The organism is Nonomuraea jiangxiensis (assembly GCF_900099965.1).
Classification (GTDB): domain Bacteria; phylum Actinomycetota; class Actinomycetes; order Streptosporangiales; family Streptosporangiaceae; genus Nonomuraea; species Nonomuraea jiangxiensis.
Map to the genome: position 1 here is coordinate 99,630 of NZ_FNDJ01000017.1, position 24,692 is coordinate 124,321.

Here is a 24,692-nt window from a genome sequence, read left to right on the forward strand (position 1 = left end):
GCGCCGACTCCTACACCCTGGAGGCGGCCGGCCGCCTGGCCGCCGAGTGCCGAGCCGAGGGAAGCATCCCTCACCCAGGGCCCCGGCTGGTATCACGTCTCAGCCCTGCGCTGCGTGCCCGGCCTGGTGGAGGCCGCCGTACGCAGCGGCGGACCCGGCCGCGCCCAGCACGCCTTCGCCCGGTACGAACGATGGGCGCGGCAGCCCTTCACCCGAGCCCTCGCGGAACGGTGCCGCGCGCTTCTCGGCTCCGACGCCGACGCCGAGGAGCACTACCTGGCGGCGCTCAAAGCCGGCGGTCCGCCGTTCGAGCACGCCCGCACTTCTCTCCTGTACGGCGAGTGGCTTCGCCGTTCCCGCCGCAAGAGCGTCGCCGCCGGGCACCTGCGAATCAGCTGTTCCTCGCACCGTCGGCTACCACCTCTACAAGGCCTGTCGCAAGCTCGGCGTCGCCTCGCGCGGCGAACTCACCACACTCGACCTGACCGACTCCGCCTGACACCGCCGCTTGCCGGTGGCGTCGCGCGAGGGATAGCGTCCCGCCCGTGAGTCTCGACACTCTGCGGCGGGAGATCGGCGGGCTCGGCACCGCCGAGTGGACGAGGTGGCCGCACGCGTACGGCTCCGCCCGCGACACCCCAGGTCACCTCGCCGCGCTGCTCGGTGACGACTGTGACGCCCAGCGCAACGCGGCGGCGCACTTCGCGGGTGCGATCGTGCACCAGTCGTCCGTGTGGCCCGCCAGCCCGGACGCCTTCGGCTGGCTCATCCGGGTGCTGCGGGAGAGGCCGCCGCCCGGCGACGTCCTAACCAGGTGCCTCGGCGCGCTGGCCGAGGCGGCCGACTACCTGGGCGAGGTGCCGGCGGGCACGCCGGTCCCGGAGCTGTCCTGCGAGGCTCGCGCGTGGCTGACGCGGTTCGCCGAGACGCCGGACGACGGTCACGACCTCGTCTGGGAGGAGTTCCTGTAGGACGACGCCAGCCAGCAGATCCATGGCTGGGTGCTGGCCCGCCTGGCCGGGCTCAGGCCCGCCGTGTCCGAGCTGGCCGTCGCCTTGTCCGACCGAGCGCCGGCGGCGTGCGACGCGCTCCGCGACGCCTGGTCGGAGCCTGCCGCCTGAGAGGCGTTGACGCGAGTCAACGCATCAACGCACATATACGTTCGGCCTGGGCGGCGTGGCCATGCCGTCCCCTATGGAGAAGCTCGGGTGCGGGGGCTGGTTGTAGGCGGTGTTCTGCCAGGCCAGGGCCACGCGGTACTGGGGGTCGTGGAGGAGGGTGTGGATCTTGACCGTGGTGGCGATCGGGGTGGCGTAGATCCGCAGGGCGCGGTTGTCCGTGGTGGGCCAGATGACCTCCTCGCGCCAGTCTCCCAGCAGGTCGCCGGACAGTGACGGGGTGGCCTTGGTGCCGTTGTTGCTGTGCACGTTGGAGGCGGTCAGGAGTCTGGTCTCGGCGCTGGTGCCGTACTTGTCGATGCGGGTCTGGTCCAGCAGCTCGCGCACCGGGTCGGCGTCCCACCAGGACAGGAAGTTGGCCGAGGAGGGCTGGCGGCCGACGACCGTGCCGGCCGTGTTGCGCAGGCCGTTCTGGCCGGCGCCTGAGGCCCAGGACTCGGCGCCCGGGCTGCCCGCCCAGATGTCGCCCGCGACGCCGCGGCCGGGGCCCTCGCCGTCGGAGCCCGAGCCGCTGCCGGTCTGCCAAATGACGGCGCCGGTCCTGGCGTCGGCCATGTAGAGGCCGGGGCGGCTGGCCGACTCGGAGATCTTGACATATTCCTGGCCCTGGCGGGCGGGGATCAGGTCGCCGAGGTGGGCGGCGTCGCCGTGGCCGTAGCCGATGTTCCACAGGCGGGCGCCGTTGTCGTCGATGGCGGCGGCGCCGTAGAGGATCTCGTCGCGGCCGTCGGCGTCGACGTCGCCGATGGTCAGGGCGTGGTTGCCCTGGCCGGCGTACGCGCTGTTGCCGGAGGCGTTGGTGTCGAACGTCCACCGCTTGGTGAGCCGGCCGTCGCGGAAGTCCCAGGCGGCGATGACGCTGCGGGTGTAGTAGCCGCGGGCCATGATGAGGCTGGGCCGGGTGCCGTCCAGGTACGCGGTGCCGGCCAGGAAGCGGTCCACCCGGTTGCCGTAGCTGTCGCCCCAGGACGATACGGTGCCGCGCGGCGGGTCGTAGGGGACCGTGGACATCGCGGCGCCGGTCTGGCCGTTGAACACCGTGAGATATTCGGGGCCGCTGAGGGTGTAGCCGTCGGCGTTGCGGTGGTCGGCGTTCGCGTTGCCGATGACGGTGCCGCGGCCGTCCACGGTGGCGTCCGCCGTCTTCATGGCGACCTCGGCCCTGCCGTCCCCGTCGTAGTCGTAGACCTGGAACTGGGTGTAGTGCGCGCCCGCGCGGATGTTACGGCCCAGGTTGACGCGCCACAGGCGGGTGCCGTCCAGCCTGATGCCGTCGAGGTAGACCTCGCTCGTGACGCCCGCCTGGGAGTTGTCCTTGGCGTTGGCGGGCTCCCACTTGAGGACCAGGTCGAGGCGGCCGTCGCCGTCGAGGTCGCCGACGCTGGCGTCGTTGGCGGCGTGGCCGCTGCTGGGCGGGGTGATGGGCACGTCCAGGTAGCCGTTGGCGAAGCGGAGCGAGGACTCCGAAGCCGCGCCCTCGGTGCCGCCGGTCACCGGGCGGACGGTGTAGGTGGCGTCGGCGGCGGCGCCCGCGTCCAGGTAGTTGGTGGAGTTGGTGACGGAGGCGACCCGGGTGCCGGCGCGGTAGACGTTGAAGGACGTGTCACGGGGCTCCGTGCCCAACAGCCGCCAGGAGACCAGGTTGCCGCTGCCGGAGCGGACGCTGATGAGGCCGCGGTCGAGGTCCTCCGCCTGCTTGGCCCCGGCGGGAGGCGGTCCCGTCGGTGTCACGGTGGGGGTGACCGTGGGCGTCACGGTGGGGGTGACCGTAGGGGTGACCGTGGGGGTGGCGGTCGGGGTGCCGGGGGTGCCGGTGCAGGGGACGCCGTTCAGGGCGAAGGAGGCGGGGGCGGGGTTGGCGGAGTTGTTCCAGGTGGCGTTGAAGCCGAAGGCCGCGCTGCCTCCGGACGGGATGGAGGCGTTGTAGCCCGCGTCCGTGACCGTCACGCCGGCCCCGCTCTGCGTGGCGGTGGCGTTCCAGGCCTGGGTGATCTGCTGGCCGGCGGTGAAGGACCAGGTCAGGCGCCAGCCGTTGACCGGCTCGCCGAGGTTGCGGATGGTCACCGCGCCGGTGAACCCGCCGCCCCACTGCGTGCCCACCGAGTAGTCGACCGCGCACGCCACGGCCGCCGAGGCCGACGGCTGGGCCGTGACGACGCCGGTGACGGCCAGGGAGACCAGGGCGGCCACGGCCACCGGTGTGTTTGAACGTTTCATCACCAATCCCCATCCGGGCCCGAGGTTGCCGCGAGGACCTGCCGCCCAGACCGTAGGAATGCCGTGCAAGAGCTGTCAATCCGGCGGCTGAACTCCTCGCAAGATTCCTTAAAACGTTTCAGCTCAACGTGGCAATTCACGCCCGAGGCCGCGTGAAAATTTCAGCGCGGTCACCGTTCCCTGGGCGGCTTGACAATTTATTTTTTCGGTGCCATCGTTCCCCCATGCACGAAGTGACCGTGATCGAGGACCCCGCGGCGGCCGAGGCCTCACTCGACCCCATGCGGTCGAAACTGCTGGCCGCGCTGGTCGAGCCGGGCTCCGCCACCTCCCTGGCGCAGAAGGTGGGCCTGGCCCGGCAGAAGGTCAACTACCACCTGCGCACGCTGGAGCGCCACGGCCTGGTCCAGCTCGTCGAGGAGCGCAAGAAGGGCAACGTGACCGAGCGCGTGATGCAGGCCACCGCCGCGTCCTTCGTGATCTCACCGGCCGCGCTGTCCTCGGTGCAGCCCGACCCCGCCCGCTTCGCCGACCGGCTGTCGGCACGCTGGCTGCTGGCCGTGGCCGCGCAGCTCGTCCGCGACGTCGGCGCACTGATCAGCGGGGCGGCCGCGGCGCAGAAGCGGGTGGCCACGTTCGCCATCGACGGTGAGGTGCGCTTCGCCTCGGCAGCCGACCGGGCGGCGTTCGCGGAGGAGCTGGCTCACTGCGTGACGTCGCTGGTCAGTAAATATCATGACGAATCTGCCGAAGGCGGGCGCGATCATCGGCTCGTCGTGGCCGTACACCCCGCCGTGAAAGAGGAGCGCTGACGTGGGGCACGAGTTCGAGCTTCCGCAGGAGGCCGTGGTGGGGGCCACCCCCGAGGAGGTGTGGGCGGCCATCACGACGGGACCGGGCATCGACTCGTGGTTCATGGGGCGCACCGAGGTGGCGGGCGGCGTCATCCGCACGCTGTTCGGCGACGCGGCGATGCCCGACTCCACGGTGACCGCCGCCGACCCGCCGCGACGTTTCGCCCACGCCAGCGACAAGACCGACGACGGCCGCTTCGTCGCCTACGAGTTCCTCATCGAGGGCCGCGACCGGGGCAGCACCCAGATCCGCCTCGTGACCAGCGGTTTCCTGCCCGGCGACGACTGGCAGGACGAGTTCGAGGCCATGTCCGAGGGCCTGACGATGTACTTCGCGACGCTGGTCGAATACCTCGACCACTTCGCGGGCCGGGCCGCCACGCCGCTCACGGAGTTCGGGCCGCCGGTGCGCGACTGGCCCCGCGCCTGGGAGATCCTGTACGCCGAGTTCGGCGGCGACCCGAGACCGGGTGACCGGGTGCGGATCGGCCCCGGCCGCTCGATCGAGGGCGTCGTCTACTTCCGCAACTCCCAGACCCTCGGCATCCGCACCCCGGACGCCCTCTACCGGTTCATCCAGGGCTTCCACGGCCCCATGATCGCCGCGCACCTGCTGTTCGAGGACGGTGCCGGGCCGCGGCCGAGCTGGCGGGCCCGCCTGGCGGACCTCTACGACTGACCTTCCGGCCCGACCGTGGTCGACGCGTGAGGCCGTCCCCCGGCCGGGCAGGATGACAGTGTGGAGATCGTCGTCCTGTCCGACACGCACGCGCCGCGGCGCTGGCGATCGTGCCCGCCCCGAGTGGCCGAGCACCTGCGCGGCGCGGACGTCATCCTCCACGCGGGGGACGTCTGCGTCGCCTCGGTCCTCGACGAGCTGGCCGCGTACGCGCCCGTGCACGCCGTCAAGGGCAACAACGACGGCCCGGACGTGGCGGCGCCCGAGACGCTGGAGCTGACCCTGGACGGGCTGCGGATCGGCATGATCCACGACAGCGGCCCGGCCAAGGGGCGGCTGCCCCGGCTGCGCCGCCGGTTCCCGCACGCGGACCTGGTGGTCTTCGGGCACTCGCACATCCCGCTCGACGAGTCCGACGGCGGGCTGCGCATCTTCAACCCCGGCTCCCCCACGGACCGCCGCCGCCAGCCGCACGGCACGCTGGGCCTGCTCACCATTGAGGGCGGCGTCCTGACCCGGGCCGAGATCATACCCGTCACCTGACGCGGCCCCCCATACGCCGGAGGGCGGCCGGACTTGTCATGCGCCGAGCCCTGAGGGGGACGGCGAGCGGCGTGAACTACCACCGCCGGCGTACCCGGCACGACGACGGACGACCGATGCCCGGGCCCCGCCCGCGGCCGGATTCTGGAACCCCGTAAGGAACTTCAGGGCGACGGTAAGGCGACGGGAACAGCGTCGTAAGCGCCCTCCAGCACAGTGATCCCAGATCGCCATTAGAGAAGGGCCGAGAGAATGAGCCAGCCGTACACACTCCAGGACGAGATCGCCCTCCCCGGGTTCGCCGGGACGGCGCACCTGCCGGGCTCGACGGGATACGACGAGCTGCGCCGGGCCGTGAACCCGGCCGTGGACTCCCGGCCGGCGGTGGTGGCCGAGGCGCACACGGTCGCGGACCTGCGGGCCGCGCTGCTGGCGGCGCGGCGGCACGGGGTGCCGTTCGCGGTGCAGGCGACCGGGCACGGCACGCACTCCGCCTGCGACGGCGGTGTGCTGGTCAGGACGTCGCCGATGGCGTCGGTGATGGTGGACCCGCTGCGCAGGATCGCCCGCGTGGGGCCGGGCGCGCTCTGGGGCGAGGTGCTCGCCGCCGCCGCGCCGTTCGGGCTGGCGCCGCTGTCGGGCTCGTCGCCGGCCGTCGGCGTCACCGGTTACACGCTGGGGGGCGGGCTGGGGTGGCTGGCCCGCAAGTACGGCTTCGCCGCCGACAGCGTCGTGCGGGCCGAGGTGCTGCTGGCCGACGGCAGTAAGGTCACGGCGAGCGCCGACAGTCACCCGGAGCTGTTCTGGGCGCTGCGCGGGGGCGGCGGCGGGTTCGGTGTGGTCACCGCGCTGGAGTTCCGGCTTTATCCGGTGTCGCAGGTGTACGCCGGGTTCGCGTACTTCCCGATCGAGGCGGCGGGTGAGCTGCTGAGCGCGTACCGCGACTGGATCGAGGACGCGCCCGACGAGATCAGCACCGCCGTCGTGCTCAAGCGCGACGAGCGCGTGGCGATGCTCAAGGTCCTGCACGCCGGCACGGCCGCCGAGGCCCGAGGGCTGCTCGCGCCGCTGTGGCGGGCCGCCGGTCCCGCGCTGCGGGACGAGACCCGACCGACCACGTACGCGGCCGCGGCCATGGGCGGCACGCCGAACCGGCACATGGACATGTTCGACAAGGTACCCGACGAGGTGCTCGACACCCTGGTACGGGCCTCGGAGCAGGCGCAAACGGTGGAGATCCGGCACTGGGGCGGCGCGATGAGCCGCCCGGGCGCGGACGCCGGACCGGTGGGCCACCGGGCCACCAAGCTGTCGGCCATCCTGGACACGCCGGTGCCGGGGCTGGCGGAGGCGCTGCGGCCGTACGCCAGCGGAGGGACGTTCCTGAACTTCCTGTCCGACCCGTCCCGCACGGCCACCGCCTACGCGGCCGGGGACTATGGGCGGCTGCGGGCGGTCAAGCGCGCCTACGACCCGGACGGCTTCTTCCGCGTCGGCCACGTCGTCCCGGCGTGACGACCCTTGCGCGCCACGCCCGTCCCAGGTCACGACTCCCGCACGGCATCACCCGCGCGGCCCCGTCCGCGAGCCGCCGGAGCCGCCGGAGCCGCCGCGATGCCGGGCCGCCCGACAGTAAACTGCCCGTTATGCGGCGTTTGAGCAGTACGGTGGTCGTGGTGGCGGGGGACGGGGCCGCGGACGTGGTCGCGGGCCTGAGCGGGCTGCACAACGTGCGGGCGATCCCGCGAGGTGAGCGCCGCCCGGCCGAGGTGATGGAGATCGCGGCGCGGTCCGCGGCGACGTACGTCGTGCACGACGCCGATCCGCTGGCCGACGTGGCGGCGGCGTGGACGGCGTTCTTCGACGGCACGGGGGTGACCGGCGCCCTGGAGGTGGCCGTCGAGGCGGCGCTGGGTGAGCTGCGCGCCGACCGGCTGACGCTGCCCGACTACTACCTGGTGCTGGACCCCGACGGGATGCCGGCGACAGTGCGTCACTGGTGGCTCGGGGTGCTGGCCGGGGCCGCGCCCGCCCGGGTCGTACCGGTGCAGGCGGGGACCGTCGCCCAGGAGCTGGGGCGGCTGGCGGCGGGGCGGTGGTGGCCCGCGGACCTGGAAGGGTGGCTGCGAGGGCTGCCCCGGGTGGTGCCGGACCGGGCCGGGCTGCCCGGCATCGGCGCGGTGGTGGCGTAGCGCAGGCGAGCGCGCCGCGAGGACGGCGTGGCGAGAACGGGCCAAAAAGGCGGCGGCACACCACGGAAACAAAGTGCTCAATTGGTGAGCACTTCAGACGGGAGGATGGTCACAAGAACCCCGTCGAAAGGACCGGAACGATGTTGCGAGGTCTCACCACCGTCTCCTTCTACTCACCCGACCTGCAGGCGACCAAGCGCTGGTACACCGAGTTGTTCGGGACCCCGCCCTACATGGACACCCCGGCCTACCTGGAGTGGCGCATCGGCGACTACCAGCACGAGTTCGGTGTCATCGACAGCGCCTACGCCGGCACCGAACTGGCCAGGACGCCCGGCCCCGACGCGATCGGCGGGCCGGCGGGCGCCGTGGTGTTCTGGCACGTGGACGACGTCCCCGCGGCCCTCGACCGGCTCGTGGCCATGGGCGCGAAGGAGCACGACGCCCCGCGCGACCGCGGCACCGGCACCGGCTTCGTCACCGCGTCCGTGATCGACCCCTGGGGCAATGTTCTGGGCCTGATGTACAACCCGCACTACCTGCGGGTCCTGGCCGCCCTGAAGGCGGAGTCCTGAGAACTCGACCGCGACTGAACGGGCGCCCCGCGCCCCGTCGTAGTGGTACGGCCGACCCACTCGCCAGCCGTACCACCTCCGGTCTCATCCCGGGCGGAGACCCGGGACGCGTCCCCTACGGGCGCGGGGTGCGGTTGGACATGTGCTCGGAGGTCCCGACACCGCGCGGTCGGCGCATGCCCGCGAAGCCCAGCAGGCCGAGCAGGCCCAGCAGACCCCACAGACCGGCGCCGCCGCCGTCGTCCTTCGCGTTCTGCTGCGGTCCGGGTGTGACCTGACTGTGTGCGACCGGTGCGACCTGCTGATCAGCCGTCGCCGTGGCGGCTGGGACGAGCGTCAAGAAGAACGCCAGGCCCAGCCCGGTGAGCGTCTTGCGCATTGGGTTCCCCCGATCCGGCGGTCTCGGAGACCGCCTATCACACCTTCCACACGGAAGGCTTCCGATAGCGGGGCGATCTCCATTTCCCCTGCTAGGTACGCACATACCATCGTCCCAGCCGCCTAAACGCCTCCCCGTCCCGGCCGCCGCCCCGTTGACGCGCTTAAACAGGGTGGCCGTCGGCGATGCCGGTACGTACCTGGGCCTCGGCTATCTCGGCCAGCACCGCGCGGGCCACGGGGCGGGGAGCCGGGGACATGAGGCGTACGGGGGCGTAGAGCGTCACCTGGACCACCAGGCGGCGGGTCGCGGCCACGCGGAGGGCGGAGGCCACGAGGGAGTCGTCACCCACGTAGCAGGCGCGGGTGGAGGCGGTCTCCGCCTTTCCCTCGCGGTAACGCAGCATCACCGGGCGCACGGGGGCGTTCGCGTCCAGCGCCGCCTGGAACACGGCCGGGCGGAACCGTCCCATCCCGCGACCGCACCACGTGGTGCCTTCGGGGAAGGCGACCACGGTGTCGCCTGCGGAGAGGGCGTCGGCGATCGTCCTGACGGCGGCCGGAAGCTGGGAGAGGCGCTCCCTGTCGATGAGCAGCGCGCCCGAGCCGGCCAGCAGCGTCCTGATGATCGGCCAGCCGGCTATCTCGCGCTTGGCCAGCGCCCGCGAGGGGATGGTGGCGGCCAGGACGAGCGGGTCGAGCCAGGAGATGTGATTGGCCACCACCAGCGCACCCGTGCCCGGCGAGGCCGGCGCGCGCGACGGGGCCGGCGGGGCGTCCGGCTCGGAGCGGAGGGCCGCGTCCGACAAGGATTCCAGGGTGACAGCGTCGGCGGGGTCGACCCCCGTGGTCGTGCCGAGCGCGGTGAGATCGGCCTCGATCCTGATGCCGAGCGCGCGCAGCAGCAGCCGTGCCCAGCCGCCGACGATCTTCGCCCGCCGGGACGCGCTCATCCGGGAGGCCACGAGGGACATCGGCAGGCCCGCCAGCACCACCAGGACCGCCGCCAGCAGCCGCGCCACGCGGCGGACGGACCCGGCGACGGCGACGGCGTCCTGCACGCAGGCGTCCGTGGAGCAGGGGCCGGAGGGGCGCCAGGGGTTGACCTGCGCGACGGGGACGCTCACAGCGCCGGACACGGCGGCGCTCGCCGCGTCCTCCACGGTGACCCCCTCGGGCGAGATCCCGCCCGCGTCCGCTGCGGCTCCGTCACGCGCGGCGCCACTCACGGGGGCGCCCGAAGCAAGGTCGACGGTCGCGGTCACAGTGGTGCACCCAGGAAGTAGCGGAGGTAGCGGGTGTTCACGTTGGCCATCGACAGCAGCACGAAGAAGTCGGCGGTGCCGAAGTCGCGGTCATGCGCGGGCGGGCCGCACACCCAGGCGCCCAGCCGCAGGTACCCGCGCAGGAGCGCGGGCGGTACGAAGCGGTCGGCGCGTGCCCCGGCCCGGTTCAGCCAGGGCTGGCGCGGCGTGACCCGGTGCTCCTCGGGCCCGAGCGGCACCCGGTCCACCACGGCCGCCGCCAGGGCGCCCCGGTCGTCCAGGGGCACCGAGCAGCAGCCGCCGAGCCACTGGTGGCCGCTGTCGACCATGTAGCGGGCGATGCCCGCCCACATGAGGCCGACCACGGCGCCGTTGCGGTGCTCGGGGTGCACGCACGTGCGGCCGGCCTCGACCAGGTCCTTCCTGATCGGGGCGAGCCTGGTGAGGTCGAACTCGCCATCGGAATAGAGGCGGTCGACCCGCCCGGGGGGCAGCAGCCGGTAGGTGCCGACGACCTCGCGGCCATCGCGTACGAGGAGGTGGTCGCAGTAGGCGTCGAACCTGTCCACGTCGAGGCCGGAGACCGGGCTGTCGAGCCGCGCCCCCATCTCGCCGGCGAAGACGTCGTACCGGAGCCGCTGGGCGGCCTGCACGTCGGCGGCGCTGGTGGCCATGCCGACCGTGTACCGGCCAGTGTCGAGAGACCTGGTGTGAAGAGAGGTCGTCATGGGCGCGCGTCCTTCCCTGAAAGCGTCTCGCGCCTATGTCGACATGCCGAAATGACAACTGTCTCTCTCATCGGGGGCAGTGAGGCGTCCGCGTGATGAACCTCGTGCCGGGGGCCTGGCGAATAACCGGTTTGCGGCGCAGGCGATCTTCACTACACTCGCCCCCGGACGCCAATCTACGAGAGAAGGGAGCCGGCCGTGCGCCACAGCACCGCTGCGATTGTCCCTTCTTCCCGTTACGAGGTGATCCTGGTGTCTTCGTCGTCCCGGTGCCGGCTGCGCGGCCGTCATCGGATGCTCTGACGGACACTCCTCCCCCGGCCTGACCTGACGCCGCCGGACCGCTCCGTCGGGGAATCGCGCTGTCCTGTGCCGAAAACGACCCGAAAGGGCCACGGGCTGTGCGTACTCACCTTTCCAACCCGCTAACTTCCGTCCGCAACCTGGGCATCCTCGCTCACGTGGACGCCGGCAAGACCACCGTCACCGAGCGGATGCTCTACCTGGCCGGCGCCACCCACAAGCGGGGCGAGGTGCACGACGGCACGACCGTCACCGACTTCGACTCCCAGGAACGCGACCGCGGCATCACCATCTTCGCCGCGGCCGTGAGCTGCGCCTGGGACGACCACCGGATCAACCTGATCGACACGCCGGGCCACGTCGACTTCTCCGACGAGGTGGAACGCTCCCTGCGGGTGCTCGACGGCGCCATCGCGGTGTTCGACGGCGTCGCGGGGGTCGAACCGCAGAGCGAGTCCGTCTGGCGGCTGGCCGACCGGTACGGCGTGCCGCGCATCGCGTTCGTCAACAAGCTGGACCGGGCGGGCGCGGACCTCGACGCGGCGGTCGAGTCGATCCGGCGGCGGCTGCACAAGGCGCCGCTGGTGGCGCAGCTGCCGATCGGGCGCGAGGACGGGTTCTCCGGCGTGCTGGACCTCGTGCGGATGCGCTCGCTGGTGTGGGCGGCCGACGGCGGCCTGCGCGTGGGGCCGGTGCCGGACGACCTGGCGGCGGAGGCGTGGCGCCGGCGCCGGGTGCTGGAGGAGGCGGTGGCCGAACTGCACGCGGACGCGCTGGAGGAGTTCTGCGCCACCCGGGAAGCACCGGACGGCCGGGCGATCTCCGATGCGACGCTGGCCGCCGTCCTGCGTGACCTCACCCGTACCGGGGAGGGCGTCGTGGTGCTGTGCGGCTCGGCGTACCGCAACCGCGGGATCGAGCCGCTGCTGGACGCCGTCGTGGCGTACCTGCCCTCGCCGCTGGACGTGCCGCCGGTGCGCGGCGAACGCGACGGGGAGGAGCAGGAACGCGCCGCCGATCCGGCGGCGCCGCTGGCCGCGCTGGTGTTCAAGGTGAGTTCGACCGCCACCGGGCGGCTGACGTACCTGCGGGTGTACTCGGGAACGATGCGGAAGGGGGACACAGTGCTGGACGCCGGGACGCGACGCGCCGAGCGGGTCGCCCGGATCCTGCGGGTGCGGGCCGACCGGCACACCGAGGTGGACCGGGCGGTGGCCGGGGACATCGTCGCGGTGGTCGGGCCGAAGGCGGCCCGCGCCGGGACCACCCTGTGCGCGCCGGACGCTCCCCTGCTGCTGGAGCCGCCGAACGTGGCCGAGCCGGTGGTGTCCGTGGCCGTCGAGGCCCGCCGGAGCACCGACACCGACCGGCTGGCGACGGCGCTCGCGCGGCTGGCCGAGGAGGACCCCTCGCTGGTCGTCAGGGCCGACGCCGAGACCGGGCAGACCGTGCTGTCCGGGCTGGGCGAGCTGCACCTGGAGGTGGCGGCGGAGAAGCTGCGCCGCGACCACGGGCTGGACGTCGGCGTCGGGCGGCCGCAGGTGGCCCACCGGGAGACCGTCGTGCGCGGGGTGTCGGGGCTGCTCTACCGGCACGTCAAGCAGGACGGCGGCGCGGGCCAGTTCGCGCACGTCGTGCTGGACGTGGAGCCCCTCTCGGGTACGGGCGCCGAGGGTTTCGCGTTCGGCTCGACCGTCACCGGCGGGCGGGTGCCGCGCGAGTACGTCAGGGCGGTCGAGGCCGGCTGCCGCGACGCGCTGGCCGGCGGGCCGCTCGGCGGTCACCCGGTGACCGGGTTGCGGGTCACGCTGACCGACGGGGCGACGCATCCGAAGGACTCCTCGGAGCCGGCGTTCCGCACGGCCGGGCGGCTCGCGCTGCGCGAGGCGCTGCGCTCCTGCGCGATGGTGCTGCTGGAGCCGGTGGCCGAGGTCACCGTCACCGTGCCGGACGACGCGGCCGGCGGGGTGCTGGGTGACCTGTCCGCCCGGCGCGGCCGGATCTCGGGCTCGGCGGCGCGGGGCGGCACGGTGGTGATCACCGCGATCGTGCCGCTGGCCGAGGTGTTCGGGTACGCGACCCGCCTGCGCAGCCGTACGCAGGGCCGTGGCACCTTCACCACCCGCCCCGCCGGCTACGCCCCGGCCCAGTGACAGAGCAACGGTGACAGAGCAACGGTGACCCGGCCTCCCGACCGCGGGGGCCGGGAGACCGGGTGCCGCCGCCCGGCACCGATCACTTACCGGGCGGCGGCACCTCATCTCACGGGGTCGTGACGGACGCGCCGGTGACCGAGGCCGACCAGTAGAGGGCCCTGGCCACCTGCGGGAACAGCCCCTTGGGGTGGTTGCGGAACATCGGCTCGGTGCCGAACAGCACCACGGCCGCGCCCCGCTCGTCCCGCCCGCTGACCACGGCAGCCTGCCCCCTGGCGGAGTCCTGGCCGCCGGTGCCGTTCGCCTCGGGCCGCCAGTGGCCGGAGACGAGCGGCCCGTCGGTCGCGTACGACTGCTCGACCGTGACCTCGGCCCCGAGGCCGGTGAACCAGCGCGGCGAGTACACGAACGAGTAGTCAGGCGAGCCGGCGCCGACGGGCCCGCCGGTGGAGGTCACCCGCACCACGCCGTTGGCGTCGCCGCGCCCGGCGACGGCGGTGACGGTGAGCAGCCCGGCCGCCGCGTTGAACGTCGCGCCCGTGCCGCCCCGGGTGATCACGCCGCCGGTGGTGAGGAAGGCGTCCAGCGCCGTCCTGGCGGCCGGGTTGAGCGCCGTGTAGCTCAGCCCGCTGGAGACGAACAGCACGTCGGTCCCGCTCCAGTCGAAGCCGGCGTTCAGCGTCGCCGTCGAGACGGGGGTGACGGCGAAGCCCAGCTCGCGCAGCGTGAACAGCTCGTCGGCCGACGCGGCGGCGGCCACCCGCACCTGCGCCAGCGGCACGCCGGAGCCCTGGCCCGCCGGGGTGAAGGCCACGCCGTAGCGGCCGGACACGGTCTCGGCGGCCCGCCACGCGGAGGCCGGGACGATCGCGGTGCCGTTCGCCCAGGTCACCTCGACGCCCTGGCCCAGCAGGTCGTTGAGCGCCTGGACCTCCTTGCCGTCGGTCACCTTGAGCGCGAGCGGGCCTCGCGTGCGCGGCATGGAGCCGGTGGGCGCGGCGGCCGTGACCGGCTCGGCGGTCACCCTCGGGGCGGACGTGACGCTGTCCACGGTGGCGCCCCAGAGCAGGCTGTGGCTCCAGCCGGAGATGTCGTACATGGCGTCCACCTTGTCGGAGATGTCCGCCCCGGCCTCCAGCATCACGTTCGCCAGCCCTCGCTTGGGCTGGTGCATGTCCACGATGTACGACCCTGCCGGATACGTCGTGCCGGACACCCGGAACGACTTCCTGGCCCGCTCGACCCGTACGTCGTTGGCGATCAGGTGGTCGACCAGCCGCGCGGCCGCGGTGGCCGAGCGCTCGCCGGTGATGACGTAGGCGCGCGGATAGGTGGTGTTGTAGACGTCCTCGGGCCCGAACCCGGGCACGATGCCGAGCGGCACCTCCTTGGACGGCTCACCGGCGCTGCCCCGGCGGAACACCTCGATCTGGTCCGCGATCAGCTTGTCGTGCTTGGCCTGCACGAAGGAGTACGTGGCCCGGATCGCGGCGGCGGCCACGTCGGTGTTGATGGCCGACCTGCGGCGCAGCTCCTCGACGGGCAGCTGGTTGTAGTCGGCGTTGTTGACCCGCAGCGGGATCTCGACGGTGTGCGAGGCGACCGCGCCGTGGAAGGGCGCGTACTGCGGGGTGAAGATCGGCGGCCAGTCGTCCCAGCCCTCGGCGTCGTCGCGGAACGGGATCTGCGCCGGGTGCACGCCGTCCTTCTCGAACGTGTAGCCCAGGGCGTTGACCGCGGCCTCCATGCCGAGCCCGTTGGCGTAGGTGTTCTGGATGAACAGGTCGTACTCGTAGTTGGCGCCGTGCGGCGGGGTGGTGGGCTCGATGAGCGTGCCGTTGACGTAGCCGTGCAGGTCGACCATGGCGACCGGCTGGGTGTCGATCATCACCTGGCGCATCGCCCGCACCTCGGGCTGGGAGGCGGTGATGAAGTCGCGGTTCATGTCGAAGCCGTTGCCGTTCTGGCGCGTGTTGCCGGCGCGGCCGTCCGGGTTGGCGGTGACGTTGAAGTACAGCCTGGTCCGCGCGAGCAGGTCGATGATCTTCGGGTCCCTGCTGGTGGCGAGCTCCTCGATGACGCGCAGGGCGCCGTCGGTGCCCTCCCACTCGTTGCCGTGGATGTTGTCGTTGAAGAAGACCGGCGCCTTGTACTGCTTGGCCAGCTTCCGGTCGCGCGCGGCCCCGGCCGGGTCGTTCTCGATGCGCTCGCGGATCTTGGCCTGCTCGCGGGCCTCGTGGGCGCTCTCCGGCGCGGTGAGGGTGACGAGGTAGAGGTCGTGGCCGCCGGCGGAACTGCCGATGATCTCGGCGCTGACGCGGTTGCTCCGCTTCTGCAGCTCGTTCAGCTTGGGCGCGATGCCGTGATAGGGCGTCAGGCCGAGCTTGATGGCGGCGTCGGCCGGGTTCTCCGCGGGCACGGGGAGCCTGGTCTGCCTGGGGTAGCCGCGGTCGCGGGAGTGCCCATAGACCGCCTGCTCGCCGGGGGTGACGGCACGCAGGGTCTGGGCCTGCTCGGACACGCCGGCCGCGACCTCGTTCCGCTCCGGGCCGTTGCCGAAGTCCCGCGTGGGGGAGGCAGGTGGCGCCACGGGGTCGGCGACCGCGTGCTGCGGGATGACGAGGAGTGCGGCCGAGACGGCCACGCCCAGCAGGGCGATGGGTAAACGCAAGGGATCCTCCATGCGGTGGTGCACTTTCAGGGATGGCGGCAGCCGGCCGCCGACCGGTCGAACACCGGTCGGCGGCCGTCTGGACAGGTCAGCGTTCGCGGTAGTCGGCGGCGACCCCGATCAGCGAGATCAGGCCGGAGGCGAACTCCATCGCCTCCTGGTGCCCCTCGCTGAACGGCGGCTGGAAGCCCACGCCCTCCCACCGCTGCGTGGTGGGGTTCCACAGGTCGCTGCCGACCTCGAAGTCCCACCCGTAGATCCCGAAGTCGTACCACAGCTCGTCCGCCGAGTTGCCGGCCGCCGAGTACAGCACGTCCGTCACGGGACCGGTCTGCTGCGGCCAGGTGACGGTGCCGCGCTCGGCCGCGATGGCCGTCTCGATGGTCTGGGCGGAGCGCAGGAAGTAGCCCTCCTCCTGGGCCGTCGGCCGGGGCAGGCTGACGCGGCCGTCGGCCTTGTAGGCGCCGGGAGGCCACATGAAGTAGCCGCCGTAGCTGTGCACGTTCATCGCGAACTTGATGTTGCGGAACTTCTGCGCCAGCCAGATCACGTTGCGGCTCTCGGGCTCGGAGTGCTCCGCCGGACCGGCGAACGTGCCGCTCTGGCAGTTGGAGGAGGCGCCGAAGTACCCGTCGAACAGCGAGCCGACCGCGTAGTTGCGGTTGACGTCCACGCCCCACTGGTTGCGCAGCGCCGGGTCGGACTGCGCGGCGGGGCAGTGGTTGGTCATGTTCTTACGCTGGCTGTTGAAGTCGTAGAAGCTGTAGTTCGCGCCGTCGGGGTTGACCACCGGCACGATGAAGATGTCGGTACGCTCCAGCAGCCTCTTGGTGGCCTTGTCGCGCGAGTAGTTGCGCAGCAGCCGCTCGGCGGCCTCGATGGTGACCAGCGGCGTCACCCACTCGCGGGCGTGCTCCTGGGAGTAGGCCAGCACGCCGGTGCGCGAGCCGTCGCGGCGCGTGCCGATGCGCAGCGCCAGCACCTCGGCGGGCTTGCGCGAGACGTCGGCGGGGGCGTTGAGGAAGTCGTCGAGCTGGGTCGCCGGCGCGGGGGCCATGACACCGCCGCCCGCGTCGGTGCGGTAGGTGCTCGCCTTGACGCCGAGCCCGGTGGTCGCGTTGATAGCGGCGGCGACCTGGGCGGCGGTGCTGGTGACCGCGCCGGAGCCGTTGGTGCCCAGGCTGACGGTGATCAGCTTGCCGTTCAGGCTCACCTGGAGCGGCCGGTCGGCGGCGCCGGGGGCGACCAGCTCGACGGACAGGTCGTTGCCGCCCTCGGAGCCGTACGCGTCCGAGGTGACCACGACGGCGGCGGCCGGCGGCGTGCCGATCACGGCCTGGGCATGACGCCGGTAACCGTTGGTGCGGTTCGGCAGCGTGATGATGTCAGTGAGCTTGGGGAAGCGCTTGTGCAGCGACCTGACCCGCTCATTGAGCTGTGCCGGCGGCATGTACTGGGTGATGAAGTCCTTCTCGTATCCGCGCCCGTTGTGGTCGGGGCGCTCACCACCGGGCCACTCCTTCACGCGGGCCTCGGCCTTGCCGCCGCCGGCGGAGGTGACGGTCACCCACTGCGCTTCCTTGTCCGTGGGGACGGGGGTGTTGAGCTGGTGGCCCAGGTACTGGCCCGCGTCCACGTACGGGACCATGGCGACCTGCCCGGCCGAGCCTTGCTTGCCCTTCCACGTCACGTTGAGCGTGGCCGTCGCACCGGCGCTGCTGGAGGCCTCGACGGACAGGAAGTAGCCGTCGCGGGACTTGAACCACACCGCCCGCTCGATGACGATCTGGTCCTCGGCCGCGGCGCCCTTCCGCGTCTGCGCGGGGGCCGGCGTATCCGGGGCCAGGGTGGCGCCGAGCGGCCGCAGCTCGGCGAGCTGGCTCGGCGTAACGACGGCGTCGATCTGGATGCTGCCGTCGGCTTGGGGGCGGACTCGTTCGGTGAGGTCGGCGCCCGAGGCGACCAGCCGTTCCATGGCGGCGAGGTCGGGGACTGACAACGTCACCAGCGAGGCCGGCTCGGGATCGACCGGCCCGGCCACGGCTGGGACTGATGGCTCTGAAGCCACGAACGTCGTGAGGAGCATCGTTAGAACGACTGCGGACGCCCGTAAACCACGCATTTGGACCCTCCTGGATCACCCGTATGGGGATCATTCAAAGCAGACTTCATGCATGCGGGCAAGACCCCATATTTACTCCGAAACCGGTCACGACGCCGTGACGTGCGGAACTCCCTCGTACAGCGCCCAGTCGGCGCTGATCGCGCTCGCCGTCTGAAGCAGCAGCGGCAGGTGCTCCTCGGTCAGTTTCTCGACGGAGGTCTCGGCGGCGTGGGCGTTGACGTTCACGGCCGCGATGACGTTGCCCAGGCCGTCGCGCAGCGGCGCCGCCACCGACCGGATCCCCAGGGCGAGCTGCTGGTCCGTCACCGCCCAGCCCTTGGCCCGCACCGTGCGCAGCACCGCCTCGCACTCGCTGGCCTCGGGCCGCCACCTGGGCTCGATGCCCGAGCGGCTCGGCTCGGCCAGCACCCGCTCCGCCTCGGCGGGGGGCAGCGCGGCCAGCAGCACCTTGCCCAGCGAGGTCTGCAGCGCCGGGAAGCGGGTGCCGATCTGCACCGACAGCGCGACGATCTTCGGCACCGCCACCCGGGCGACGTAGACGATGTCGGAGCCGTCGAGCTGGGCGATCGACGACGACTCGCGGGTCTGCGTGACGAGCCGCTCCAGGTGCGGCCGGGCCACCTCCCACAGCCCCATGGAGCGGACGTAGGTGACGCCCAGCTCCAGGATCCGCGGGGTGAGGGCGAAACCCCCCTGTTCCACCCTGGCGTAGCCCAGCTCCTGGAGGGTGAGCAGGATGCGGCGGGCCGTAGGCCGGGCCAGGCCGGCGGCGGTCGCCACCTCGGTCAGCGACATGACCGGGCGTCCCGGCCGGAAGACCCTGATCACGTCGAGGCCGCGGGCCAGCGCCTCGATGAAGTCAGGTCCGGTGTCACCACGCGCCATGTACCCACTCACTCCTTCGGATTCGTTCGATCCGACTGTAGACGGTCACCCGTCCGTGGAGCGGCTGTGGGTGGACGAGCTGCGGTAATCGGTGTACGTGTACGGATTGTCGAGGATCTTCGTCGCAGGGATGTCCGGATTCATCCCGCGCTGCCAGGCCTCCTCCCCCATCTCCGAGCGCAGGTGCTCGACCGTGCGCTCGACCTGGCGGCGGGCGGTGGCCAGGTCCACCCCGAGCAGGCGGTGCTCGTGCTTGACCACGCGGCCGTCGACCAGCACGGTGTGCACGTCGCCGCGCTGCGCCTGGAAGGCGATGTGACCGAACGGGTTGAGCAGCGGGAACGACACCGGCGACGCGTCGTTCTTGACGAGCACGAGGTCGGCCTTCTGACCGGGCTCGACGGTGCCGAGGTCGTCGCGGCCGAGGGCGCGGGCCCCGCCCCGGGTGGCCCACTCGACGACCTGGTCGGCGCGCAGGCCGCAGTGCGTGACGGTCTCGCCCTTGGCGTGCGCCTCCAGGTGCTCGCGCGAGCGGTCGGCGCCGAGGGTGGACCGCATGGCGGAGAACAGGTCGCCGCTCCACCAGACGCTGGTGTCCATGGACAGCGAGACCGGGATGCCGTGGGCGCGGATGGCCCAGGTGGGCGGGTAGCCCTGCCCGGCGCTCTGCTCGCTCTCCGTCGAGACCGAGACGGACCCGCCGGTGGCGGCGATGCGGTGGTAGGAGTCGGCCGACAGCGAGGCGGCGTGCACGTAGATGGTCTCGGGGGTCATGAAGCCGTGGTCGTACATGAGCCGGATGCCGTCGTCGCCGGTGGCGCCCCACACGCCGGCGTGCGTGGTGACGGCGACGCCCAGCTCCCTGGCGACCTCGAAGGCGGGCTTCTCCGGGAAGGCCGGGTCGCCCAGCACGTCGAAGGCGAGCTGGAAGCCGAGCAGATCGTCGCCGGTGACCCTCCGGCGCACGAAGTCGCGGAACTCGGGCGTGGCCGTCCACTCGGCGGGCGGCTGCTGGATGTTGCCGTAGGCCAGGACGTACCGGCCCGGCACGGACCGCAGCGCGTCGGCGGCGGCGTCGGCGTGCTCCACCGTCTGCAGGCCGTGCGACCAGTCGACGACGGTCGTCACGCCGGCGTCGAGGGCCTCGATCGCGGCCAGGGTGTTGCCCGCGTGCACGTCCTCGGGCCGGAACAGCTTGCCGTGCTCCAGGTAGAACCAGACGAAGTACTGGGTGAGCGTCCAGTCGGCGCCGTAGCCGCGCAGCGCGGTCTGCCACATGTGCCGGTGGGTGTCGATCATGCCGGGCATGACGATCCCGCCCGAGGCGTCGATCTCGACGGCGTCCGGCGGCGCCTCCAGCCCGGGGCCGACGGCGGCGATCCGGTCGCCGACGACGAGGACGTCCGCGCGGGGCAGCACCCGCCTGGCGTCCGTGGGTGACCCGCCGATGGGCAGCACCGTGCCGCCGCGCAGCAGCACGGGCCGTCCGGCCTCGAACTCGTTCATGAGACGCTCCTCGCTTGCGAACAACTGTCCGCCATACGGTCACCGCAACTGTGAACAGCGAGCCAAGCGCTGTCAAGAGTGTTGACGCAGGCGGCGGGTGATGCTGAGATCGGACTCGTGCGGACATTTGTCCGTTGCACGGACGCGAGGATGGAGCTTCATGACTGACGCCAGGCCGCAGGGACCGCTGTCGGGCGTGCTGGTGGCCGACTTCTCCAGGATCCTGGCCGGGCCGTACGCCACGATGCTGCTGGCCGACCTCGGCGCCGACGTGGTCAAGGTGGAGGGCCCCGGCGGGGACGACACCCGGTCCTGGACGCCGCCCGCGCGGGGCGAGGTGTCCACCTACTATCTCGGCGTCAACCGCGGCAAGCGCTCGATCGCGCTCGACCTGCGCGACGAGGCGGACGCGAGGCTGGCCAGGGAGCTGGCCCGGCGCGCGGACGTGCTGGTGGAGAACTTCCGGCCCGGCGGGCTGGCCAAGTACGGCCTCGACCACGCCACGGTGGCGGCCGGGAACCCGGGCGTGGTCTACACGTCGATCAGCGGCTTCGGGTCCGGCGCCGGGGCGCGGGTGCCGGGATACGACCTCATGGTGCAGGCCATGTCGGGGCTGATGAGCCTGACCGGGGATCCTGACGGCCCGCCCTTCCGGGCCGGGATCTCGGTGTTCGACGTGATGGCGGGCAACCACGCGGTGATCGGCATCCTGGCGGCGCTGCGCCACCGGGAGGCCACCGGGCAAGGGCAGCACGTCGAGGTCAACCTGCTGTCGTCGGCGCTGACGGGGCTGGTCAACCAGAGCTCGGCGTACGTGGCGGGCGGCGTGGTGCCGTTCCGGATGGGGAACGCGCATCCGAGCGTGTTCCCGTACGAGCCGCTGCCCACGGCCGACCACGAGCTGATCGTCGCCGCCGCCAACGACGGGCAGTTCCGGAAACTGTGCGAGGTGCTCGGCATTCCGGAGGTGGCCGACGACCCGCGGTTCGCCCGCAACGCCGACCGGACCGCGAACCGGGCGGAGCTGCGGCCGATCCTCGTCGAGCGGCTCGTCACCCGGCCCGCCGACGAGTGGTTCGAGCTGCTGGTCGACGCCGGGGTGCCGAGCGGGCCGATCAACACGATCGACGGCGGCTTCGCGGTCGCCGAGCGGCTCGGGCTCGATCCGGTCGTCGTGGTGGGCGAGGGCGAGCGGGCCGTGCCGACCACGCGGCATCCGATCCGGTTCTCCGAGACCCCCGCCGGGTACGCGCTGCCGCCGCCCGACCTCGACGAGCACGGGGCCGAGCTGCGCAAGTGGCTGTCGCCGGAGGACCGGCGTGACTGACTACCCGACCGCCCTCGGGGCGTCCACGCCCACGTCGATCACGCTGCTCGGGCAGGACCTGGCCGCGGACGTGATGGGCGAGGTGGGCTTCGGCGAGCTGGCCTTCTGGCTGGCCACGCAGCGCCGGCCGGCGCCCGGCGAGGTGCGGGTGTTCGAGGCCGTACTGGCCGCGCTGGCCGACCACGGGTTCACGCCCACGGCGATCGTGACGCGCCTGACGTATCTGTCGGCGCCCGACTCCGTACAGGGGGCACTGGCGGCGGGGCTGCTCGGCGGCGGCTCCCGTTTCCTGGGCGTGACCGAGGACTGCGGCCGGTTCCTGCACGACGTGATCGCGGCGCGCGATCCGCTCCCGGCCGACGAGGCGGGCTGGGACGCGCTCGCGCTGGAGACCGTGCGCGAGTGGCGCGCGTCGGGGCGGCGCGTCCCCGGGCTCGGCCACCACGTGCACAAGGACGGCGACCCGCGCACGCCGCGGCTGTTCCAGATCGCCCGCGAGGAGGGGCTGGCCGGGCCGCACCTGTCGCTGTTCGCCGCCATCGGCCGGGTGCACCCGGCGGTCCTGGGCCGCACCCTGCCGCTCAACGGCGCGGGCACGTGCGGCGCGGCGCTGGCCGACCTGGGGCTGCCGCTGGAGCTGCTGCGCGGGTTCGCGCTGCTGGCCAGGACCGCGGGGCTGATCGGGCAGCTCGCCGAGGAGCTGCGCCGCCCCGTGGCCAACGAGATCTTCCTGTCGGTGGACCTGAACAACCGGTCCATCCCGCCCGAGCCCAACGGAGGTTCGCATGGCTGAGGTCGTCGCGGTCATCGCATCCACCCACCATCCCTTCTACTACCGGGCCAGCACCGCCACCGGGGAGGACCGGCCGCCGTTCGCCGACGAGTGGGTCCGCAAGGTGGAGGCCTTCCGGCAGACGCTGACGAGGGCCGATCCCGACGTGCTGGTCATGGTCGGGTCCGACCACTTCCACCAGTTGTGGCTGGACAACATGCCGCAGTTCCTGGTCGGCAAGGCGCCCTTCTACGACGCGAACTTCTACAACGAGGAGCGCGAGTTCGGCCTGCCCCGGATGTTGTTCAAGGGGCAGGAGGACCTGTCGGCGTACATCCTGCGCGAGGGCCTGGACGCCGGGTTCGACCTGGCCTTCTCCAACGAGCTGCGGATCGACCACTCGATCACGTGCCCGATCATCACCCTGCGCCCGCAGAACGACCTGCCGATCGTGCCCGTCTACACGAACATCTTCGCCCCTCCGCTGCCGCGGCCCGGCCGGTTCGTGGCGCTGGGGCGGACGATCCGGCAGCTCGTCGAGTCCTGGCCGGCCGACCGGCGGGTGGCGATCATCGGCACCGGGCACCTGTCGCTGGAGCTCGGCGGGCCGCGCCAGTTCGGGCCGCACGGGCCGGATCCGGAGTTCGACCGCAAGGCCGTCGAGTGGATCTCGACCGGCGACATCGAGGGGTGCCTGTCGGAGGTGACCCTGGACAGCCTGTGGGAGCCGGGCAACGCCACTCACGGGTTCATGGACTTCATGCTGATGATGGGCGTGGCGGGCGAAGGGCGCAAAGCCGACTACGTGGACACGTACGACCTGTTCCACACCATGGAGGCGTACTTCACCTGGTACCCGAGCGGAGGCGGCAGCGCATGAGCAAATACCTGCTGAACAAGTTCCTGTTCACCGTCGATCGCGATCCCGAGCTGGTCGAGCGCTACCGCGAGGAGCCGCGCGCCACGGTGGAATGGTGGGAGTCGGAGTACGCCAACCGCATCCTCGGCTGCCACACCGGCGAGTCGTCCACCTGGCTGCGCTTCGACGACGTCGAACGCGAGGCGCTGGCCGCGCACGACTATCCCCGGCTGTTCGAGCTGGGGGCGCATCCGTTCCTCACGCTCACGCTGTTCATCGCGATGTTCGAGCGCGACCATCCGCCGCTGGGTTTCCAGCTCGAATACGCGCGGCGGTTGTCGCACATGCGGCTGCCGTATCCGGACATCGCCACCTGATGCGTGCTGCCCGGATCTCCGTGTGCGGCCTGCCGCCCGAGGTCGCCGACGACCTGCCCGAACCGGAGCCCGGCCCCGGCGAGCGGCTGGTCCGGGTGCTCGCCGCGCCGATCACGCCGCTGGACCTGCTCTGCGCCGGCGGCGCCTCCTACTTCGGCGTGCCCGCGCTCCCCTACGTGCCGGGCGTGCAGGGGGTCGGGGTCGCGGACGACGCCCTGGTGTGGTTCCCGACCCCGGCCGGGATGGCCCCCGGGGACGGGAGCATGGCCGCCTACGCCCGCGTGCCCACCGCGGACCTGGTGAAACTGCCGACCGGCGCCGACCCGTACGCCGTGGCCGCGCTCGGGCTGTCGGCCGTGGCCGCCCACCAGGCGCTGACCTGGCGCGGCGAGCTCGCGGCCGGGGAGCAGGTGCTGGTGCTGGGCGGCGGCGGGGTCGTCGGGCAGGCCGCCGTGCAGCTCGCCCGGCTCGCCGGGGCGCGCAGGGTGGTGGCGGCGGCCCGCTCGCCCGAGGGCCGGGAACGGGCGCGGCGGGCGGGCGCCGACGCGGTCGTCGCGCTGGACACCGATGACGTGCCGGAGCTGGCCGGGCGCCTGTCCGCCGCCTGCGACGGGCCCGTGGACCTGGTGCTCGACCCGCTCTTCGGCGCCCCCGCGGCGGCGGCGGCACGGACGTTGCGCCCGGGCGGGCGGCTGGTGAACCTGGGCGGGTCCGCGTCCGAGACGTCCCCGATCGACTCGGCCACGCTGCGCAGCCGGTCGCTGCGGGTGCTCGGCTACACCAACAACGAGCTGAGCCGGGAGCGGCGGGCCGCGGCCATGACGCTGGTGGCCGAGCAGGCGGCGCTGGGGCGGCTGGCGGTGGCGCACGAGGTGGTGCCGCTGGCGGAGGCGGGCGCGGCCTGGCGCCGGCAGGCGTCGGGCGCGGCCGGCGGGCGGATCGTGCTGCGCGTCGCCTGAGCCCGGGGGCGTCGTTCATCCCCTTGTGGCGCCCCTGCCAGGGCCTTGCAACACCCGGAGACGGGTCTCTTGACAAAGCAGTAAGGAGCCTCATACGTTCCGACTAATTTTATCGATTTAACTCCCCCTCCCTGCGCACGACC

General features: G+C 72.5%; 22 protein-coding genes. 13 read left to right on the forward strand and 9 right to left on the reverse strand.

All coding sequences use genetic code 11. The annotated features are described in order from the left end of the window. Positions 1 to 99 precede the first annotated feature (99 nt). A complete protein-coding gene (locus tag BLS95_RS33480; protein ID WP_090940713.1) occupies positions 100 to 315 on the reverse strand; it encodes a hypothetical protein in 216 nt (71 codons plus the stop codon). Positions 316 to 545: 230 nt separating this feature from the next. On the opposite strand from BLS95_RS33480, the gene BLS95_RS33485 reads away from it, so the two are divergent. Next, positions 546 to 971 carry a hypothetical protein gene (locus BLS95_RS33485; RefSeq protein WP_090940715.1) on the forward strand — a complete coding sequence of 142 codons (426 nt, stop codon included), beginning with the start codon at positions 546 to 548 and terminating at the stop codon, positions 969 to 971. A 174-nt stretch (positions 972 to 1,145) separates the two neighbouring features. On the opposite strand, the gene BLS95_RS33490 is transcribed toward BLS95_RS33485, so the two are convergent. Then, positions 1,146 to 3,395, reverse strand: coding sequence for a rhamnogalacturonan lyase family protein (locus tag BLS95_RS33490; protein WP_090940719.1), 2,250 nt, complete (start codon positions 3,393 to 3,395; stop codon positions 1,146 to 1,148). 224 nt (positions 3,396 to 3,619) lie between these two features. On the opposite strand from BLS95_RS33490, the gene BLS95_RS33495 reads away from it, so the two are divergent. The 6 genes from BLS95_RS33495 to BLS95_RS33520 all read left to right on the forward strand — a co-directional run bounded on the left by BLS95_RS33495 (position 3,620) and on the right by BLS95_RS33520 (position 8,238). Further along, positions 3,620 to 4,207, forward strand: a complete 588-nt coding sequence (locus tag BLS95_RS33495) for an ArsR/SmtB family transcription factor (RefSeq protein WP_176993521.1) — start codon at positions 3,620 to 3,622, stop codon at positions 4,205 to 4,207. A 1-nt stretch (position 4,208) separates the two neighbouring features. After that, a complete protein-coding gene (locus BLS95_RS33500) occupies positions 4,209 to 4,928 on the forward strand; it encodes an SRPBCC family protein (protein ID WP_090940722.1) in 720 nt (239 codons plus the stop codon). A gap of 60 nt (positions 4,929 to 4,988) precedes the next feature. Beyond that, positions 4,989 to 5,471: a metallophosphoesterase family protein gene (locus tag BLS95_RS33505; RefSeq protein ID WP_090940725.1), complete on the forward strand. Its 483-nt coding sequence runs from the start codon at positions 4,989 to 4,991 to the stop codon at positions 5,469 to 5,471. A 252-nt stretch (positions 5,472 to 5,723) separates the two neighbouring features. Continuing rightward, positions 5,724 to 6,986 (forward strand): FAD-binding oxidoreductase, encoded by a 1,263-nt coding sequence (locus tag BLS95_RS33510; RefSeq protein ID WP_090940728.1) that lies wholly within the window; start codon positions 5,724 to 5,726, stop codon positions 6,984 to 6,986. Between the two features lie 131 nt (positions 6,987 to 7,117). Next, complete coding sequence (locus BLS95_RS33515) at positions 7,118 to 7,663, forward strand: hypothetical protein (RefSeq protein ID WP_090940731.1); 546 nt, start codon at positions 7,118 to 7,120, stop codon at positions 7,661 to 7,663. Between the two features lie 140 nt (positions 7,664 to 7,803). Then, positions 7,804 to 8,238, forward strand: coding sequence for a VOC family protein (locus BLS95_RS33520; protein WP_090940734.1), 435 nt, complete (start codon positions 7,804 to 7,806; stop codon positions 8,236 to 8,238). A gap of 115 nt (positions 8,239 to 8,353) precedes the next feature. Here the strand turns inward: BLS95_RS33520 and BLS95_RS33525 are convergent, their stop codons facing one another. The 3 genes from BLS95_RS33525 to BLS95_RS33535 form a co-directional block, all read right to left on the reverse strand. Then, positions 8,354 to 8,617 (reverse strand): WGxxGxxG family protein, encoded by a 264-nt coding sequence (locus BLS95_RS33525; RefSeq protein ID WP_090940738.1) that lies wholly within the window; start codon positions 8,615 to 8,617, stop codon positions 8,354 to 8,356. Positions 8,618 to 8,780: 163 nt separating this feature from the next. Continuing rightward, on the reverse strand, positions 8,781 to 9,881 hold the full coding sequence (locus BLS95_RS33530; protein ID WP_143043966.1) for a lysophospholipid acyltransferase family protein: 1,101 nt from the start codon (positions 9,879 to 9,881) through the stop codon (positions 8,781 to 8,783). Beyond that, the gene (locus BLS95_RS33535) at positions 9,878 to 10,609 is read right to left on the reverse strand and encodes a GNAT family N-acetyltransferase (protein ID WP_090940743.1); all 732 of its coding nucleotides are present in this window, start codon (positions 10,607 to 10,609) and stop codon (positions 9,878 to 9,880) included. The genes BLS95_RS33530 and BLS95_RS33535 overlap by 4 nt, the downstream gene beginning before the upstream one ends. A 401-nt stretch (positions 10,610 to 11,010) precedes the next feature. Between BLS95_RS33535 and fusA the strand changes: the two genes are divergently transcribed. Next, a complete protein-coding gene (gene fusA, locus BLS95_RS33540) occupies positions 11,011 to 13,065 on the forward strand; it encodes an elongation factor G (protein ID WP_090940746.1) in 2,055 nt (684 codons plus the stop codon). Positions 13,066 to 13,174: 109 nt separating this feature from the next. On the opposite strand, the gene BLS95_RS33545 is transcribed toward fusA, so the two are convergent. The 4 genes from BLS95_RS33545 to BLS95_RS33560 form a co-directional block, all read right to left on the reverse strand. Continuing rightward, positions 13,175 to 15,739 carry a M14 family zinc carboxypeptidase gene (locus tag BLS95_RS33545; RefSeq protein ID WP_245765445.1) on the reverse strand — a complete coding sequence of 855 codons (2,565 nt, stop codon included), beginning with the start codon at positions 15,737 to 15,739 and terminating at the stop codon, positions 13,175 to 13,177. An 88-nt stretch (positions 15,740 to 15,827) separates the two neighbouring features. Beyond that, complete coding sequence (locus tag BLS95_RS33550; protein ID WP_143043967.1) at positions 15,828 to 17,780, reverse strand: M14 family zinc carboxypeptidase; 1,953 nt, start codon at positions 17,778 to 17,780, stop codon at positions 15,828 to 15,830. Between the two features lie 168 nt (positions 17,781 to 17,948). Further along, positions 17,949 to 18,749, reverse strand: coding sequence for an IclR family transcriptional regulator domain-containing protein (locus BLS95_RS33555; protein WP_090940753.1), 801 nt, complete (start codon positions 18,747 to 18,749; stop codon positions 17,949 to 17,951). 45 nt (positions 18,750 to 18,794) lie between these two features. After that, positions 18,795 to 20,255 (reverse strand): amidohydrolase family protein, encoded by a 1,461-nt coding sequence (locus tag BLS95_RS33560; RefSeq protein ID WP_090940755.1) that lies wholly within the window; start codon positions 20,253 to 20,255, stop codon positions 18,795 to 18,797. A gap of 160 nt (positions 20,256 to 20,415) precedes the next feature. Here BLS95_RS33560 and BLS95_RS33565 point away from each other — a divergent pair, with 160 nt between their 5' ends. From BLS95_RS33565 to BLS95_RS33585, 5 genes are read left to right on the forward strand one after another with little or no spacing between them, the layout of a single operon-like run. Beyond that, positions 20,416 to 21,582 carry a CaiB/BaiF CoA transferase family protein gene (locus tag BLS95_RS33565; protein ID WP_090940758.1) on the forward strand — a complete coding sequence of 389 codons (1,167 nt, stop codon included), beginning with the start codon at positions 20,416 to 20,418 and terminating at the stop codon, positions 21,580 to 21,582. Continuing rightward, entirely contained in the window at positions 21,575 to 22,375 is an 801-nt protein-coding gene (locus tag BLS95_RS33570) for a citryl-CoA lyase (protein ID WP_090940762.1), read from the forward strand. The genes BLS95_RS33565 and BLS95_RS33570 overlap by 8 nt, the downstream gene beginning before the upstream one ends. After that, a complete protein-coding gene (locus tag BLS95_RS33575) occupies positions 22,368 to 23,234 on the forward strand; it encodes a DODA-type extradiol aromatic ring-opening family dioxygenase (protein ID WP_090940767.1) in 867 nt (288 codons plus the stop codon). The genes BLS95_RS33570 and BLS95_RS33575 overlap by 8 nt, the downstream gene beginning before the upstream one ends. Beyond that, on the forward strand, positions 23,231 to 23,590 hold the full coding sequence (locus BLS95_RS33580; RefSeq protein ID WP_090940770.1) for a hypothetical protein: 360 nt from the start codon (positions 23,231 to 23,233) through the stop codon (positions 23,588 to 23,590). The genes BLS95_RS33575 and BLS95_RS33580 overlap by 4 nt, the downstream gene beginning before the upstream one ends. Further along, on the forward strand, positions 23,590 to 24,549 hold the full coding sequence (locus BLS95_RS33585) for a quinone oxidoreductase family protein (RefSeq protein ID WP_090940774.1): 960 nt from the start codon (positions 23,590 to 23,592) through the stop codon (positions 24,547 to 24,549). Before BLS95_RS33580 ends, BLS95_RS33585 begins: the two co-directional genes overlap by 1 nt. Positions 24,550 to 24,692: the final 143 nt, after the last annotated feature.